The sequence below is a fragment of the Janthinobacterium rivuli genome (genome assembly GCF_029690045.1).
In the GTDB taxonomy this organism is placed as follows: domain Bacteria; phylum Pseudomonadota; class Gammaproteobacteria; order Burkholderiales; family Burkholderiaceae_D; genus Janthinobacterium; species Janthinobacterium rivuli.
In genome coordinates this window covers 1319464-1335246 of sequence record NZ_CP121464.1, presented here as the reverse complement: position 1 = coordinate 1335246, position 15783 = coordinate 1319464, and the positions used below count along the sequence as shown (strand labels likewise).

Sequence of the window (15783 nt, the reverse complement as noted above, 5' to 3'; positions counted from 1 at the left end):
GATTTTACTTATCATCTTATCTCAATAGAACTCAGTCCTGGAATGGATGCGTCGCATGCCAATGTTCGGCGATATCGATGCGGCGCGTGATCCATACCTGCTCATGGCCCTGCACATAGTCGAGGAAGCGCGCCAGCGCCGCGGCCCGTCCAGGCCGTCCCACCAGGCGGCAATGCAAGCCCACCGACAGCATCTTCGGCTGATTCAAGCCGTTCGGATCGCCTTCCGCGTACAGCACATCAAAGGCATCCTTCAGATAGTCAAAAAACTGCGTGCCCGAATTAAAGCCTTGCATGGCGGCAAAGCGCATATCGTTCGTATCCAGGGTATAGGGCACGATCAGTTGCGGCTGCACGGCCGGCATGCCGGCGGCATCCGTGTACGCCACCTTGTCCCAGAATGGCAGGTCGTCTCCGTAATAATCAGCGTCATAGCGGAAACCGCCATGCTCGACCACCAGTTTGCGCGTATTCGGCGAATCGCGCCCGGTATACCAGCCTTGCGGGGCGGAACCCGTCAATTCGCGAATGATCTGCACAGCTTCGCGCATGTGTTCGCGTTCCGTCGCCTCGTCCATGTTTTGGTAGGAAATCCAGCGCAAGCCATGGCAGGCGATTTCATGCCCCAATTGCTGGAAGGCGGCCACCGCCTCCGGATTGCGTTTCAAGGCCATCGATACGCCGAAGACCGTCAATGGCAGGCGCCGCTCCTCGAACATGCGCAGCAAGCGCCACAGCCCGGCGCGCGAGCCGTATTCATAAATCGACTCCATGCTCAGATGGCGCGCGGGAAAGGCGGCCGCACCGATCATTTCCGATAAAAACGTTTCCGACGCGGGATCGCCATGCAGCACGCTGTTTTCCGCCCCCTCCTCGTAATTGAGGACGAATTGCAGCGCGATGCGGGCCTTGCCCGGCCATTGCGGATGGGGTGGCGTGCGGCCATAGCCGATCAAGTCGCGTGGATAATCTTCGTAATTGTTCATGCGGAGGCGCGCCTATAGGAGGACAATGTTGGCTATATGCCCAATCATATAGCCAGGCGCAGTCACCGGTATATGATTTGCACGATAAGCACATTCACTCACCCTATATACAGGATAGCAAATGGGAAAACTCAGCACGCATGTACTCGATATCGCCCACGGCAGGCCGGGAGCCGGCGTCAAGGTTGCCTTGTTTTCAGTCGCGCCGGAAGGAAAAGTGCTATTGAAGATGGATATGACGAACAGCGATGGCCGTTGCAGCACGCCATTGCTGGAGGGCGAGAGCATGAAAGCGGGCCAGTATGAACTGGTGTTCAATGCAGGCGACTATTTCGCCGCCCAGGGGGTGGAATTGCCCTCGCCCCGCTTTATCGACCTGGTGACGCTGGCCTTCGGTATTGCGCATACGGATGAAAATTATCACGTGCCGCTGGTGGTGTCGCCCTGGTCGTATTCTACTTACCGCGGTAGCTGATGCCACGAGGCCAACAATGTTGTCGGATTACGCCACGCTAATCCGACCTACCGGACTTTACATGACCGTAGGTCGGCTTAGCGCGCAGCGCGTAAGCCGACAAGCACCACCAGCGTCAAACAAAACCACCAGACGTAAAAAACCCCAACCGGATCACCGGAAGGGGTTTTTTCGAATAACAAGCCTGACGATAACCTACTTTCACACTGGTTGCAGCACTATCATCGGCGCAAAGTTGTTTCACGGTCCTGTTCGGGATGGGAAGGGGTGGGACCAACTTGCTATGGTCATCAGGCATAACTTGTACTGGCATTTGTCTCCAATTGGACGACAAAGCCTGAATCTGGAAGAAGCAAAGATTGGGGTAATGACTGGTTGTATCAACACACACGCAACGTTGTACCGTCTTATCCTCTGTACCTGCTAAGGTTATAGGGACAAGCCGTACGGGCAATTAGTACTGGTTAGCTTAATGCATTACTGCACTTCCACACCCAGCCTATCAACGTCCTGGTCTCGAACGACCCTTCAAAGAGCTCAAGGCTCTGGGAAATCTCATCTCAAGGCAAGTTTCCCGCTTAGATGCTTTCAGCGGTTATCTCTTCCGAACTTAGCTACCCGGCAATGCCACTGGCGTGACAACCGGTACACCAGAGGTTCGTCCACTCCGGTCCTCTCGTACTAGGAGCAGCCCCCTTCAAATTTCCAACGCCCACGGCAGATAGGGACCAAACTGTCTCACGACGTTTTAAACCCAGCTCACGTACCACTTTAAATGGCGAACAGCCATACCCTTGGGACCGGCTACAGCCCCAGGATGTGATGAGCCGACATCGAGGTGCCAAACTCCCCCGTCGATATGAACTCTTGGGAGGAATCAGCCTGTTATCCCCAGAGTACCTTTTATCCGTTGAGCGATGGCCCTTCCATACAGAACCACCGGATCACTATGTCCTACTTTCGTACCTGCTCGACTTGTCAGTCTCGCAGTTAAGCACGCTTATGCCATTGCACTATCAACACGATGTCCGACCGTATCTAGCGTACCTTCGAACTCCTCCGTTACACTTTAGGAGGAGACCGCCCCAGTCAAACTGCCTACCATGCACTGTCCCCGATCCGGATAACGGACCAAGGTTAGAACCTCAAACAAACCAGGGTGGTATTTCAAGGTTGGCTCCACGAGAACTAGCGTCCCCGCTTCAAAGCCTCCCACCTATCCTACACAGATTGGTTCAAAGTCCAATGCAAAGCTACAGTAAAGGTTCATGGGGTCTTTCCGTCTAGCCGCGGGTAGATTGCATCATCACAAACATTTCAACTTCGCTGAGTCTCGGGAGGAGACAGTGTGGCCATCGTTACGCCATTCGTGCAGGTCGGAACTTACCCGACAAGGAATTTCGCTACCTTAGGACCGTTATAGTTACGGCCGCCGTTTACTGGGACTTCAATCAAGAGCTTGCACCCCATCATTTAATCTTCCAGCACCGGGCAGGCGTCACACCCTATACGTCCACTTTCGTGTTTGCAGAGTGCTGTGTTTTTATTAAACAGTCGCAGCCACCAGTTTATTGCAACCCTTTCACCCTCATGGAGTAAACCAATCAAGCTACCGGGGCGTACCTTTTCCCGAAGTTACGGTACCAATTTGCCGAGTTCCTTCTCCCGAGTTCTCTCAAGCGCCTTAGAATACTCATCTCGCCCACCTGTGTCGGTTTGCGGTACGGTCTCGTATGACTGAAGCTTAGAGGCTTTTCTTGGAACCACTTCCGATTGCTTCGTGAATAAATTCACTCGTCTCAACCCCTTGAATTGCGCACCCGGATTTGCCTAAGTGCCTTCTATGAGCCAAAAACCAACTATTCCAACAGTTGGACAACCTTCCGCGATCCGTCCCCCCATCGCATCATACGACGGTGCAGGAATATTAACCTGCTTCCCATCAGCTACGCATCTCTGCCTCGCCTTAGGGGCCGACTCACCCTGCTCCGATGAACGTTGAACAGGAAACCTTGGGCTTACGGCGTGGAGGCTTTTCACCCCCATTATCGCTACTCATGTCAGCATTCGCACTTCTGATACCTCCAGCATCCTTTACAAGACACCTTCGCAGGCTTACAGAACGCTCTCCTACCATATCTATTGCTAGATATCCGCAGCTTCGGTGACTGGCTTAGCCCCGTTACATCTTCCGCGCAGGACGACTCGATCAGTGAGCTATTACGCTTTCTTTAAATGATGGCTGCTTCTAAGCCAACATCCTGACTGTTTTAGCCTTCCCACTTCGTTTTCCACTTAGCCAATCTTTGGGACCTTAGCTGGCGGTCTGGGTTGTTTCCCTCTTGACGCCGGACGTTAGCACCCGACGTCTGTCTCCCAAGCTCGCACTCATCGGTATTCGGAGTTTGCAATGGTTTGGTAAGTCGCAATGACCCCCTAGCCATAACAGTGCTCTACCCCCGATGGTGATACTTGAGGCACTACCTAAATAGTTTTCGGAGAGAACCAGCTATTTCCAAGTTTGTTTAGCCTTTCACCCCTACCCACAGCTCATCCCCTAATTTTTCAACATTAGTGGGTTCGGACCTCCAGGGCGTGTTACCGCACCTTCATCCTGGCCATGAGTAGATCACTTGGTTTCGGGTCTACACCCAGCGACTGATCGCCCTATTCGGACTCGATTTCTCTACGGCTTCCCTATGCGGTTAACCTTGCCACTGAATGTAAGTCGCTGACCCATTATACAAAAGGTACGCAGTCACGGAACAAGTCCGCTCCTACTGTTTGTATGCACACGGTTTCAGGATCTATTTCACTCCCCTTCCGGGGTTCTTTTCGCCTTTCCCTCACGGTACTGGTTCACTATCGGTCGATTACGAGTATTTAGCCTTGGAGGATGGTCCCCCCATATTCAGACAGGATGTCACGTGTCCCGCCCTACTTGTCGTACGCTTAGTATCACCGGTCCGATTTCACATACGGGGCTATCACCCACTATGGCTCCTATTTCCAGAGGATTCTGTTATCGGTCCGACTATCACGTACAGGCTCTTCCCATTTCGCTCGCCGCTACTTTGGGAATCTCGGTTGATTTCTTTTCCTGCAGCTACTTAGATGTTTCAGTTCGCCGCGTTCGCCTTGCATACCTATGTATTCAGTATGCAATACCCTAAAAGGGTGGGTTGCCCCATTCGGAAATCTGCGGATCAAAGTGTGTTTGCTCACTCCCCGCAGCTTATCGCAAGCTACTACGTCCTTCATCGCCTGTAATCGCCAAGGCATCCACCATGTGCACTTATTCGCTTGTCCCTATAACGTTAGCCTCTCATCATTTGCATAATGAAAGAGCGCTACAGGGATAAGAAAGTACAACGTTGTTGCTTGTTTGTTGATACATACAATCATTACCCATCGATTTACTTTTTACGGCAAACCGATCAATAAATAATCTTTACTTCTTCCAGATTGTTAAAGAACATACAGCACTTGATCTCGAAAGACCAAACCTAAATCCCGGTGTTGAATTCAACACTGATTTACGTTTGAACTTTTGGTGGAGGATGACGGGATCGAACCGACGACCCCCTGCTTGCAAAGCAGGTGCTCTCCCAGCTGAGCTAATCCCCCTATGGGTATTTCCAGACTACAGAAACTGGTAGGGCTGGTTGGACTCGAACCAACGACCCCCGCGTTATCAACACGGTGCTCTAACCAGCTGAGCTACAGCCCCAAATGCTGTTCTTTATATTAACAGCCGATAAGTGTGAACATTTGATGCGTGAACCAGTTACCTGATTCGTGCAAACTCTAGAAAGGAGGTGATCCAGCCGCACCTTCCGATACGGCTACCTTGTTACGACTTCACCCCAGTCACGAATCCTACCGTGGTAAGCGCCCTCCTTACGGTTAAGCTACCTACTTCTGGTAAAACCCGCTCCCATGGTGTGACGGGCGGTGTGTACAAGACCCGGGAACGTATTCACCGCGACATGCTGATCCGCGATTACTAGCGATTCCAACTTCATGCAGTCGAGTTGCAGACTACAATCCGGACTACGATACACTTTCTGCGATTAGCTCCCCCTCGCGGGTTGGCGGCGCTCTGTATGTACCATTGTATGACGTGTGAAGCCCTACCCATAAGGGCCATGAGGACTTGACGTCATCCCCACCTTCCTCCGGTTTGTCACCGGCAGTCTCATTAGAGTGCCCTTTCGTAGCAACTAATGACAAGGGTTGCGCTCGTTGCGGGACTTAACCCAACATCTCACGACACGAGCTGACGACAGCCATGCAGCACCTGTGTACTGGTTCTCTTTCGAGCACTCCCCAATCTCTCGGGGATTCCAGCCATGTCAAGGGTAGGTAAGGTTTTTCGCGTTGCATCGAATTAATCCACATCATCCACCGCTTGTGCGGGTCCCCGTCAATTCCTTTGAGTTTTAATCTTGCGACCGTACTCCCCAGGCGGTCTACTTCACGCGTTAGCTGCGTTACCAAGTCAATTAAGACCCGACAACTAGTAGACATCGTTTAGGGCGTGGACTACCAGGGTATCTAATCCTGTTTGCTCCCCACGCTTTCGTGCATGAGCGTCAATCTTGACCCAGGGGGCTGCCTTCGCCATCGGTGTTCCTCCACATATCTACGCATTTCACTGCTACACGTGGAATTCTACCCCCCTCTGCCAGATTCTAGCCTTGCAGTCTCCAATGCAATTCCCAGGTTGAGCCCGGGGATTTCACATCAGACTTACAAAACCGCCTGCGCACGCTTTACGCCCAGTAATTCCGATTAACGCTTGCACCCTACGTATTACCGCGGCTGCTGGCACGTAGTTAGCCGGTGCTTATTCTTCAGGTACCGTCATTAGCAAGAGATATTAGCTCTCACCGTTTCTTCCCTGACAAAAGAGCTTTACAACCCGAAGGCCTTCTTCACTCACGCGGCATTGCTGGATCAGGCTTTCGCCCATTGTCCAAAATTCCCCACTGCTGCCTCCCGTAGGAGTCTGGACCGTGTCTCAGTTCCAGTGTGGCTGGTCGTCCTCTCAGACCAGCTACTGATCGATGCCTTGGTAGGCTTTTACCCTACCAACTAGCTAATCAGATATCGGCCGCTCCACGAGCATGAGGTCTTGCGATCCCCCACTTTCATCCTTAGATCGTATGCGGTATTAGCGTAACTTTCGCTACGTTATCCCCCACTCTAGGGTACGTTCCGATATATTACTCACCCGTTCGCCACTCGCCACCAGAGCAAGCTCCGTGCTGCCGTTCGACTTGCATGTGTAAGGCATGCCGCCAGCGTTCAATCTGAGCCAGGATCAAACTCTTCAGTTTAATCTCTGTTACTTTGCCATTTTATTGGCACCGTCATTGCTGACGGGTCGCTCACTCAAAAAACTGACAGGCCACTACTTTCGTAGCGCCTATTTCATTATTTCTTGTGAACATTTGATATTTTAAGTTTTACAGCGATCCGAAAATCGCTGCTGCACTTACATCAAATGCCCACACTTATCGACTGTTAATTGTTAAAGAACTGTATTCGGTGCTACTTTCGCGCTATCGACAAAGCGTTGTGTTTGTCAGCTGCGAAGAAGGAAGAGTATGAAGCATTTCGCTAAATCCGTCAACTCCTTCTTTTCCTGCCTTACTCGGCATTTGCATGCGTCGTTCAGCGAGGGGGCGAATTATAGCCCTGCTCCGCGCGCGCCGCAAGCGCTATTTTTCCGTCCTGCGAAACGGCCCTGGCACCACACTTGCTTATACAGCCCTATGCACTGTCCACTGATGGGAGCAACTCTGGGCCTGGCAGCAACACTGGGGATAGCCCGGTTCGCTTTGCTTTGCTCCCATCTGTGACAGGTGCTACATTATGGAACACTCTCGATATTCAAAAGAGCGCCCGGTACAGGGCCCAACGGAGGCAACGAGATCATGTATCAACCGTCAGCTACTTACCGTAGCGCACCGTTTTCGTCCATCGCGGACGCGAACATTTTGCCGGCAGGACAGGACAACGTCCCCGTCATCATTGAAACTTCCCATCAGCGCTCCGTCGCCTTTGGCCTGTCGCCCACGGCCACGCCCGACTTTACGCCGGCCGGCAAATCCGACCTGTCCTTGCTGATCGAGCAAAACCGCTTGCTGCACACGCACGCGCTGCCCGCCATGGAAACCCTGTACCAGCAAATCGTCAACACCCACAATATGGTGATCTTGACGGATGCCAACGGCGTCATCGTGCATTCACTGGGTGACGATGATTTTCTGGAAAAAGCCAACCGGGTCGCTTTGCAACCGGGCGTGGCATGGTCGGAACAAAGCCGCGGCACGAATGCCATCGGCACGGCCATCACGGAAAAAGTACCGACCCTGGTCCATGCGGACCAGCATTACCTGGCCGCCAATCATTTCCTGACCTGCTCCGCCGCACCGATCACCGACCACCGGGGCAACGTCATCGGCGTGCTGGACGTCTCGAGCGACCAGCGTAGTTTCCACAAGCATACGATGGCCCTCGTGCGCATGTCGGCGCTGATGATCGAGAACCAGCTGTTTTCCGCCACCTTCGAAGATGCCATCACCGTGCACTTCCACGCGCGCCCCGAATTCATCGGCACCTTGATGGAAGGCATCGCCTCGTTCACGCCGGGTGGACGGTTTTTATCCGCCAACAAGAATGGCCTGTTCCAACTGGGCCTGTCATTTGCCGCGCTGCAATCGCACACATTCAGTTCCCTGTTCGGCTTGCCCGTGTCCGCCCTGTACGACCATTACCGCACTGCCTCGCCCGGCTTGCTGAACCTGTGCATGCACAGCGGCGTGCGCGTGTATGGGCGCGCGCAGTTGCGCCTGTCCAATAGCGTCTTCCAGCACGGCTTTGCTGCCAGCACCGACCAGAGCGATATCAATGCCGCATCGGCCCAGGTTCCCGCGCCGGCCAGCCATGCGGCCAACGCGGCGCGCCGCCTGTCCGGCCTGCGCTATCTGCGCACGGGCGATCCGCAGCTGGAACTGGTGATCGAAAAGGTCAACAAAGTATTGGGGCGCGACATCCCCATCCTCGTCATGGGAGAAACGGGCACCGGCAAGGAATTGCTGGCGCAAGCCATCCACAACGATTCGCCACGGGCCATGGGACCGTTCATTGCCGTCAATTGCGCCTCGATTCCGGAAACCCTGATCGAGTCCGAACTGTTCGGCTATGAGGACGGGGCGTTTACGGGTGCGCGCAAGAAAGGCGCCATCGGCAAGATCTTGCAAGCCAATGGCGGCACCCTGTTCCTCGATGAAATCGGCGACATGCCGTTTGGCTTGCAGGCACGGCTGTTGCGCGTGTTGCAGGAACGCATGGTCACCCCGCTGGGCAGCAGCAAATCGATCACCGTCAATGTGGAACTCATTTGTGCCACGAATCACAACTTGCGCGAACGCATGGCCAAAGGACTGTTCCGCGAAGATTTGTATTACCGCCTGAATGGCCTGGTGGTAAAACTGCCGCCGCTGCGCGAACGCACGGACCTGGACACGGTCGTAAAAAAAATCCTCGCAACGGAAGCGCCCGACACGCGCTACACGGTGGCGCCGGATATTCTGCGCATGTTCCACCAGCATAAATGGCCGGGCAATTTCCGCCAGTTGACGAATCTGTTGCGCACGGCCATCGTCATGGCGGGCGACGAGCATGAAATCTGTCTGCGCCACATGCCCGATGATTTCCTCGACGATATTGAGATGACGCAAGCGACTGCCGCCAGCGCCAGCACGGACCGCATGATCGCGGCCGGCGCCAACCTGGAAGAAATGGAGCAAAGCGTCATTCTCAAATCGCTCGATGCCCACGGTGGCAACGTCTCGGCCACGGCGCGGGCCCTGGGCGTGTCCCGCAACACGATCTATCGCAAGGTGCCGCATCTGAAATAGCCTACATTAGAAGGGAAAAGCCGGGCGACATCTCGCGCCGGCCCTGCTTGTCGATGCTCATCAGGTCAACGCCTTCCATTTGCGCGGCCATCGCATGCGCGCGCGCCGCACCCGTTACCATGAAGGTCGTCGACAAGCCATCGGCCAGCAAACCCGTGGGTGCCAGCACGGTCACGCTGGCCAATTCGCGCGGCGAATCCCCCTTCGATGGATCGAAGATGTGGTGATGCACGAAGTCGGGCGTGAACGTACACTCGTAATCGCCCGACGTGGCCACGCTGCGCCCTTCCACTTTCAAGGTGGCCGCGAGTATTTCTGCGTCACGCGGATCCTGGATGCCCAGGGTCCAGGGACGGCGCACGGAACGCTGCCCGCGCGCAACGAATTCGCCCGTGTCCAGCAAGGCGTGCCGTATGCCGCGCGCCTGCACGGCGGCCAGCGCCATGTCCGCCGCGTAGCCTTGCGCCAGGCCATTCAAGGTCAGCGCCATGCCGGGCTGAAAAAAACGCACTTCGCGGCTATCCCACGCCAGTTGCCGCCAGCCGACCCGCGCCTGCGCTGCGCGACGCAATGTGTCCGTCGGCAAGCTTGCCTGGTCTGCCGCCGCGCGAAACAGCTGCCATAAAGGTTGCACGGTGATATCAAATGCCCCATCGCTCCATTGCGACAAGGCTTGCGCCTGCGCCAGCACCGCCAGCAAATGGACGTCAGGCCGGGCCAGGCGGCCGTCACGGTTCAGCCGGAAGACTTGGCTGCTCGGGCTGTAAATACTCATCAGGCGGTCGATATTCCTGGCCGCATGCAAGGCATCCTCGATGGCCAGTTCCGCCTGGCGCTGATCGTGGTGCAACACGGTGACGGCGATCGTCGTGCCAAACGCCAGCGCGGCGCCTTGATAAGGCCGCACGCCAGACGCCGTGGCCGTACCGCGCGCCATGCTGCCAGGCAAAATAACGCCCGCCATGCCGGCCACGCTGCCGATCGCTGCGGAAATAAACGTTCTACGCTGCATTGCTGCTCTCCTCTGCCGTGGCCCGGACAATGGGAATGGTGCGGGCACGCTTGATTTCCAGCATCAAGGGGGCGCATTTTTCATCGCTGGCGTAAATCACCACGCAATCCATACACTGGAAACATTCGCCGTAATCGACTTTCCCGCTCGGCGCGATGGCGTGATGTTCGCAGCGGTGGCGACACGTCTGGCACGGTGTGCCGCACTCCTTGCGACGCGGAATCCAGTTGAACACGCGAAACCGCCCCAGCAGCGCCAGCGCCGCGCCAAACGGGCACAGGTAGCGGCAAAAGAATTTGTAGGAAACACTGCTGAGCAGCAGCAAGCCCACGGCATACGCGACGAACGGCCAGGCGCGCACGAAGTTCAGGGTAATGGCCGTCTTGAACGGCTCCAGCTCGACCAGCTTGTCCGTGATCTGGCTGGAAAACAGGCTGCTGCCAAGTATGGCCGCCAGCAAGCCATACTTGATCCATTTCAAGCGGCCATCGAGACGCGGCTTGATCTTCCACTGAGGCAAGCGCAACCACTGGCCCAGCTTGCCCGTGAATTCCTGCAGCGCGCCAAACGGACACAGCCAGCCGCAAAACGTGCCGCGCCCCCAGATAAACAGACTGAGCAGCACGAACGCCCACAGGATCACCGTCATCGGATCGAACAGAAAAAAGCTCAGGCTGCGCCCCGCCAGCAGCGCCTGGATGACACCCGTGATATTGACAATCGATAACTGCCCCTGCGCGTAATAGCCGATGAAGCCGATGGTAAACAACAGGAACAGACGGCGGAACCAGGCAAATTGCCGCCCGTCGCGCACCAGGCGTTTCTGCCATGTCAATGCGCCGGCCAGCAGCGCCAGCCCGGCGGCCAAGAACAGCAACTCAGCCTTGCGGTTTTTCCACGTGCCGCGCCACGTGGCATCGTCGCCTTGCGGCGCAGTATAGAATTCGGCCGGCAAACGGTAGTTGAAATCGACGTTGCGAGCGATGCGCTCCGGATACACGATGCCCTTGCTGCGCGTGATCGGTAGCGTGAACGCCAGCGGACTGGCCGCATCGAGCCCCGCCTGGCTGATGATCCGAAACACGGCGACATTTTCCGTCGGCAACGTAGCCGTATCGGACAAGCTCAATTCCAGGTCCAGGTCGCGCATGTCGATGGGCAAGCCATCTTGCTTCAGTAACAGCCTGTCCGGGACTGTTCCGCGCACGAAATCGTCGCCCAGCACGCTGTAGCGCCCGCGCGACATGATGAGGATGGCGTGGTCGCCCTCCTCCAAGCGGTTGCGCAATTTGTTCCAGCTGCGTTCCGTCAACAGATTGCGTCCCACGCTGGGCACGGATACATACGCCAGGTACAGGTCGATGAACACGCCGTCCGGTTCGCGCGTCGCTTCCACATCGAGTCCCGCTCCGGGACTGCCGGCAAACAAAGTCTCTACCTCCTTGTTGCTCAAACGCACATGCTGGATCAAGCCCTGTGCGAGCATCTGCGTCACGCTGCGTTTTTCGAATACCTCCATGCGGATGCGGGCGATCTGGTCCGGGTCGCGGCCTTGCGCGAAACCCAGTTTTTTCCGCGACACTTTCAATGCCGACGCGAGCACGCTTTGGTTGATGATGCGCACGGAGGCCGTGGCCTTCGACACGCCATCGATATCGGCATGGGTCGCATCTGGCGCGCGCTTGGTGCGCGCATCGATGGCGATATTCTGTTTCAGCGACAAGCCCTGGTACTGTTTGACGAACTGGAACAACGGCGCTTCACCTAGACCGTCGAGAAACACGGGTTCGTGCTGCGACAGCACGGCGACGGCGAGAAAACTGCCTTTCGGATCGATGGCGATCAGCAGATTGACGGGCACGCCGGAAAAGCCGGGAATCGGCGACAGGTCCACCGATTCGAAAACGTAGCCGGCCAGCTCTGTCGCCGTGGCGTTTTGCCGGAACAAGGGCCAGACGGGAAAATCGCTCTCCTTGTCGCCGATGACGATGGGCGCAGGAAAGCGCCGCGCCAGTTCGGCTTTGGTCAGCACACCGGCCCAAGCCTGTCCCAGGATAAACAGAAATAGCCAGCAGGCTATGAACAAGCGCATTATCCGCATGCATGGTGCTCCGTGCGGCGCCCTGTCGCAAGGCGCCGCATTTATTGGTTAGAAGAAAATAATGCCGCCCAAGGACACGCCATTCATCTTTGCCTCGCCGCCCGTAAAGCCTTTCGAGCGCGTCTGGCCCAGCTCGCCCACCAGGGTGATCGCGCTGTTGAGCGAGTAGTACGCGCCCAGGGTCAGGTTGGCGTTCGACTTCAAGCCGCCCGTGCCGGCCGTGTTGTCGTCGTTCTTGCTGATGCCATAGGACAAGCCCAGCTTCAGCTTGTCCGTCGTTTTATACGTGCCTTGCAGCAGCCAGTTCTTCGACTTGGTATCGCCCTGGTCCGCATCGGAGAGAATCCCCAATCCTTTGCCGCCCTGGAAGTTGAGCAGCACGCCAGCCGGCCCCATCTGGTACGAGCCGCCCACTTCCACGCCGCGCATGGTCAGGTCATCAACACCTGGCGTTTTCGACGTGAATTTTTGCGACTTCACGCCCAGCCACGCCTTCAAGCCTTCCTGCGCATACGTCAGCTGCGCCTGCACTTGCGGACTCGACTTCGAGGAATAGGTCGAGCCTGCCACGATGGGCGTATCGGAGACGGGACTGACCAGCGCCACGTCGACGCCAACGCCGCCCGACTTCGGCGAGCTGTACATGATCTGGCCATAGTTGCCCAGATACGTGTAGCCGGCGCCGATATGGCCCAGGGTCACCCGGCCCCGCTGCGTCGCCTGCACCGGTGCGCCCGAGCCCAACAAGGTCATGTCGGACAAAATCGCATTTGCGCCGAAGATGCCATAGTCGCGGCCCAGCTTGAAGGTGCCCATGTGTTCATTGCCAAACGTAAAGAAGGCCTGGCGCACGTCGACCACGCTGTTCTGGCTGATGGCGCTGTCCGTGGCCGTCGAGTTGTAGATGCCGATCAAGGCTTTCACGTCGTACTCGCCCAGCCGCGATGAGGCCGAGGTGATCAAGCCGTTCGGCAGCAAGCCATTGCCGATGGTGGTGCGGTCCTTCTCTCCGCCGCAACCGAGCGCCTGGCCGCCCAGCGCCAGCCCGCCCACCGCATCGCCCGAACACGACACTTGCGTGTAATAGGCGTTGACGATGCCGCCCACCGACACGGTCCAGTCGCCAGCCTTGATATCGACGGCTTGCGCCTGTCCCACCGTTGCGATTGTCATGACACCCAGGCTCCCCAGCTTGATCCATGTGTTCATTGCTTCTCCTCTTTCTTCTCTGTTTTTAGTGTGCACACCAGTGATTGATGTACCTCAAGCTTTGGCAATAAGCGTGCCCAGCACGGCTCAGAGGGAGAAAGAGAAAAAGCGTATTTAAGGTGTGCAGCGGCGGATCAATCGCCACTGACAGTGTTCATTTTTTGACCGCAAGCAGGCGTATCGGGCATACAGGTAAACAAAAAACTGACGGCCTGGACCGTCAGCAAAAAGAAAACACCCGGCGGACAGGGAGACACCCATCCGAGTGGCCCGGATGCTTCACCCCGTTACTTCGATGCCAGCTTGAAAACCCACACGGAACCGCCCTGCTCCAGGAAGTTGACCTTCTTCGCCACTTCGCCGCCCCACAGCGGCACCGCGCCACCCCAGCCGGAAACGACGGCTACATATTGCGTGTCGCCATCCTGCCAGGTGACGGGCGGCGCCACGACGCCGGAGCCCGTCTGGAATTTCCACAGCTCCTTGCCCGTCTTCGCGTCGACGGCTTTCAGGAAACCTTCCGGCGTGCCGTAGAACACCAGGTTGCCGGCCGTGCTCATCACACCGCCCCACAGCGGCGCGTTGTTCTTGATTTCCCAGACGATCTTGCCCGTCTTTGGATCGACGGCGCGCATGGCGCCGATGTAGTCGTCAAACAAGGGCTTGATGGTGAAACCGGCACCGAGGAAAGCGCCGCCCTTCTTGTAGCTGATCGGCTCGTTCCAGATATCCATGCCCCATTCGTTCGCCGGCACATAGAACAGCTTGGTTTGCGGCGAGTACGCCATCGGCATCTGGTTTTTGGCGCCGAGGAAAGCGGGCGCGGCAAACACGGTCGTGCCCTTCTTGCCCTCCTCTCCCTTGGTCGGGTCGCCAGGACGGCCGGCGGCGATGTAGTTTGGCCGGCCCGTCTTCAGGTCGATGCTGCTGGCCCAGGTGATTTTCTTCACAAACGGAAAGGCGTTCTGCAGCTTGCCCGTGCTGGCGTCGATCACATAAAAGAAACCGTTGCGGTCGGCCTTGCCGCCGTAGCGCTTGCCATCCATGTCGAAGGTGACGAACTCGTTGGCGCCATCGAAATCCCAGGCATCGTTCGGCGTGTTTTGATACGCCCATTTGATCTGGCCCGTTTTCACGTCCAGCGCCACGGTGGAGGAAGAGTAAAGGTTGTCGCCGGGACGCAAGTGGCTGTTCCACGGCGCCGGGTTGCCCGTGCCGAAATACGCGAGCTTGGTTTGCGGATCGTAGGTGCCGCCCATCCACGTCGAGGCGCCGCCCGTTTTCCACAGGTCGCCCGGCCAGGTCTTGTTCACCGTTCCCGAAATGCCGTTATCGATGGCCTTGCCATCCTTGTCGTAGCGGTGGCCCATGTGCCCCTCTACCGTTGGACGAGTCCACACGAGGTCGCCCGTCATCGGGTTGCGCGCTTCGACCCTGCCGACGATGCCAAATTCCCCGCCCGACACGCCCGTCAGCAGCAAGCCTTCGGCGATCAGCGGCGCGGCCGTCATCGAGTAGCCTGCCGCATAATCGTCGACTTTCTCCTTCCAGACGATCTTGCCCGTGTTCTGGTCCAGCGCCACCAGGTAGGCGTCGAGCGTGCCGAAAATCACCAGGTTGCCATACAGGGCGGCGCCGCGGTTGACCACGTCGCAGCAGGGCATGATGCCGTCCGGCAAGCGATGCTCATATTTCCACAGCTTGGCGCCCGTTTTCAAGTCGACGGCAAAGATGCGCGAATACGATGCCGTGACGAACATCTTGCCGTTATGAATCAGCGGCTGCGATTCCTGGCCACGCTGCTTTTCGCCGCCAAACGAGAACGACCAGGCCGGCACCAGCCTGGCCACGGTCTTGTCATTGATTTGCGTCAACGGCGAATAACGCTGGCCCTGCGTGCCCATGCCAAACGACAGCACGCTGGCCGGATTCTTCGCCGTGCTGTCGAGCATGGCATTCGTGACATTGCCCACGTCGGCCGCCTGGACCAATGAGGCCAAGGATGCCAATCCCAAACCGACGACGATCCCCATGATTTTTTTCTGCACAATCATCTCCCTCTGTTTTATT

The 15783-nt window shown here is 56.8% G+C and carries 7 protein-coding genes, 2 tRNA genes and 3 rRNA genes; 2 read left to right on the top strand and 10 right to left on the bottom strand.

Annotated elements, in window-relative coordinates; translation table 11 throughout:
- Positions 1 to 31 precede the first annotated feature (31 nt).
- Positions 32 to 985: an allantoinase PuuE gene (gene puuE, locus P9875_RS06075; RefSeq protein ID WP_176390535.1), complete on the bottom strand. Its 954-nt coding sequence runs from the start codon at positions 983 to 985 to the stop codon at positions 32 to 34.
- A 121-nt stretch (positions 986 to 1106) separates the two neighbouring features.
- Here puuE and uraH point away from each other — a divergent pair, with 121 nt between their 5' ends.
- Positions 1107 to 1460 (top strand): hydroxyisourate hydrolase, encoded by a 354-nt coding sequence (gene uraH, locus P9875_RS06070; RefSeq protein WP_070303439.1) that lies wholly within the window; start codon positions 1107 to 1109, stop codon positions 1458 to 1460.
- A gap of 182 nt (positions 1461 to 1642) precedes the next feature.
- Here uraH and rrf read toward each other — a convergent pair.
- The 5 genes from rrf to P9875_RS06045 form a co-directional block, all read right to left on the bottom strand.
- Positions 1643 to 1755, bottom strand: a 5S ribosomal RNA gene (gene rrf / locus P9875_RS06065).
- A 138-nt stretch (positions 1756 to 1893) separates the two neighbouring features.
- Positions 1894 to 4769 (bottom strand): 23S ribosomal RNA (locus P9875_RS06060).
- A gap of 242 nt (positions 4770 to 5011) precedes the next feature.
- Positions 5012 to 5087, bottom strand: a tRNA-Ala gene (locus tag P9875_RS06055).
- Between the two features lie 26 nt (positions 5088 to 5113).
- Positions 5114 to 5190 (bottom strand) — tRNA-Ile (locus P9875_RS06050).
- A gap of 81 nt (positions 5191 to 5271) precedes the next feature.
- Positions 5272 to 6802 (bottom strand): 16S ribosomal RNA (locus P9875_RS06045).
- Together the 16S, 23S and 5S rRNA genes with 2 tRNA genes alongside form the textbook arrangement of a ribosomal RNA operon.
- Positions 6803 to 7402: 600 nt before the next feature.
- On the opposite strand from P9875_RS06045, the gene P9875_RS06040 reads away from it, so the two are divergent.
- The gene (locus P9875_RS06040) at positions 7403 to 9391 is read left to right on the top strand and encodes a sigma-54-dependent Fis family transcriptional regulator (RefSeq protein WP_278317835.1); all 1989 of its coding nucleotides are present in this window, start codon (positions 7403 to 7405) and stop codon (positions 9389 to 9391) included.
- 1 nt (position 9392) lies between these two features.
- Here the strand turns inward: P9875_RS06040 and P9875_RS06035 are convergent, their stop codons facing one another.
- The 4 genes from P9875_RS06035 to P9875_RS06020 all read right to left on the bottom strand — a co-directional run bounded on the left by P9875_RS06035 (position 9393) and on the right by P9875_RS06020 (position 15746).
- A complete protein-coding gene (locus P9875_RS06035) occupies positions 9393 to 10403 on the bottom strand; it encodes an FAD:protein FMN transferase (protein ID WP_278317834.1) in 1011 nt (336 codons plus the stop codon).
- Positions 10393 to 12435, bottom strand: a complete 2043-nt coding sequence (locus tag P9875_RS06030) for a 4Fe-4S binding protein (protein ID WP_278317833.1) — start codon at positions 12433 to 12435, stop codon at positions 10393 to 10395. Before P9875_RS06030 ends, P9875_RS06035 begins: the two co-directional genes overlap by 11 nt.
- 117 nt (positions 12436 to 12552) lie before the next feature.
- Positions 12553 to 13713, bottom strand: a complete 1161-nt coding sequence (locus tag P9875_RS06025; RefSeq protein WP_278317832.1) for a porin — start codon at positions 13711 to 13713, stop codon at positions 12553 to 12555.
- A 287-nt stretch (positions 13714 to 14000) separates the two neighbouring features.
- Positions 14001 to 15746, bottom strand: a complete 1746-nt coding sequence (locus tag P9875_RS06020; protein ID WP_034756838.1) for a PQQ-dependent methanol/ethanol family dehydrogenase — start codon at positions 15744 to 15746, stop codon at positions 14001 to 14003.
- Positions 15747 to 15783 lie beyond the last annotated feature (37 nt).

Excerpts from the sequence above, each read along its gene's own strand:
- puuE (WP_176390535.1), bottom strand. The coding sequence starts at position 985 with ATGAACAATTACGAAGATTATCCACGCGACTTGATCGGCTATGGCCGC.
- uraH (WP_070303439.1), top strand. The coding sequence starts at position 1,107 with ATGGGAAAACTCAGCACGCATGTACTCGATATCGCCCACGGCAGGCCG.
- P9875_RS06040 (WP_278317835.1), top strand. The coding sequence starts at position 7,403 with ATGTATCAACCGTCAGCTACTTACCGTAGCGCACCGTTTTCGTCCATC.
- P9875_RS06035 (WP_278317834.1), bottom strand. The coding sequence starts at position 10,403 with ATGCAGCGTAGAACGTTTATTTCCGCAGCGATCGGCAGCGTGGCCGGC.
- P9875_RS06025 (WP_278317832.1), bottom strand. The coding sequence starts at position 13,713 with ATGAACACATGGATCAAGCTGGGGAGCCTGGGTGTCATGACAATCGCA.
- P9875_RS06020 (WP_034756838.1), bottom strand. The coding sequence starts at position 15,746 with ATGGGGATCGTCGTCGGTTTGGGATTGGCATCCTTGGCCTCATTGGTC.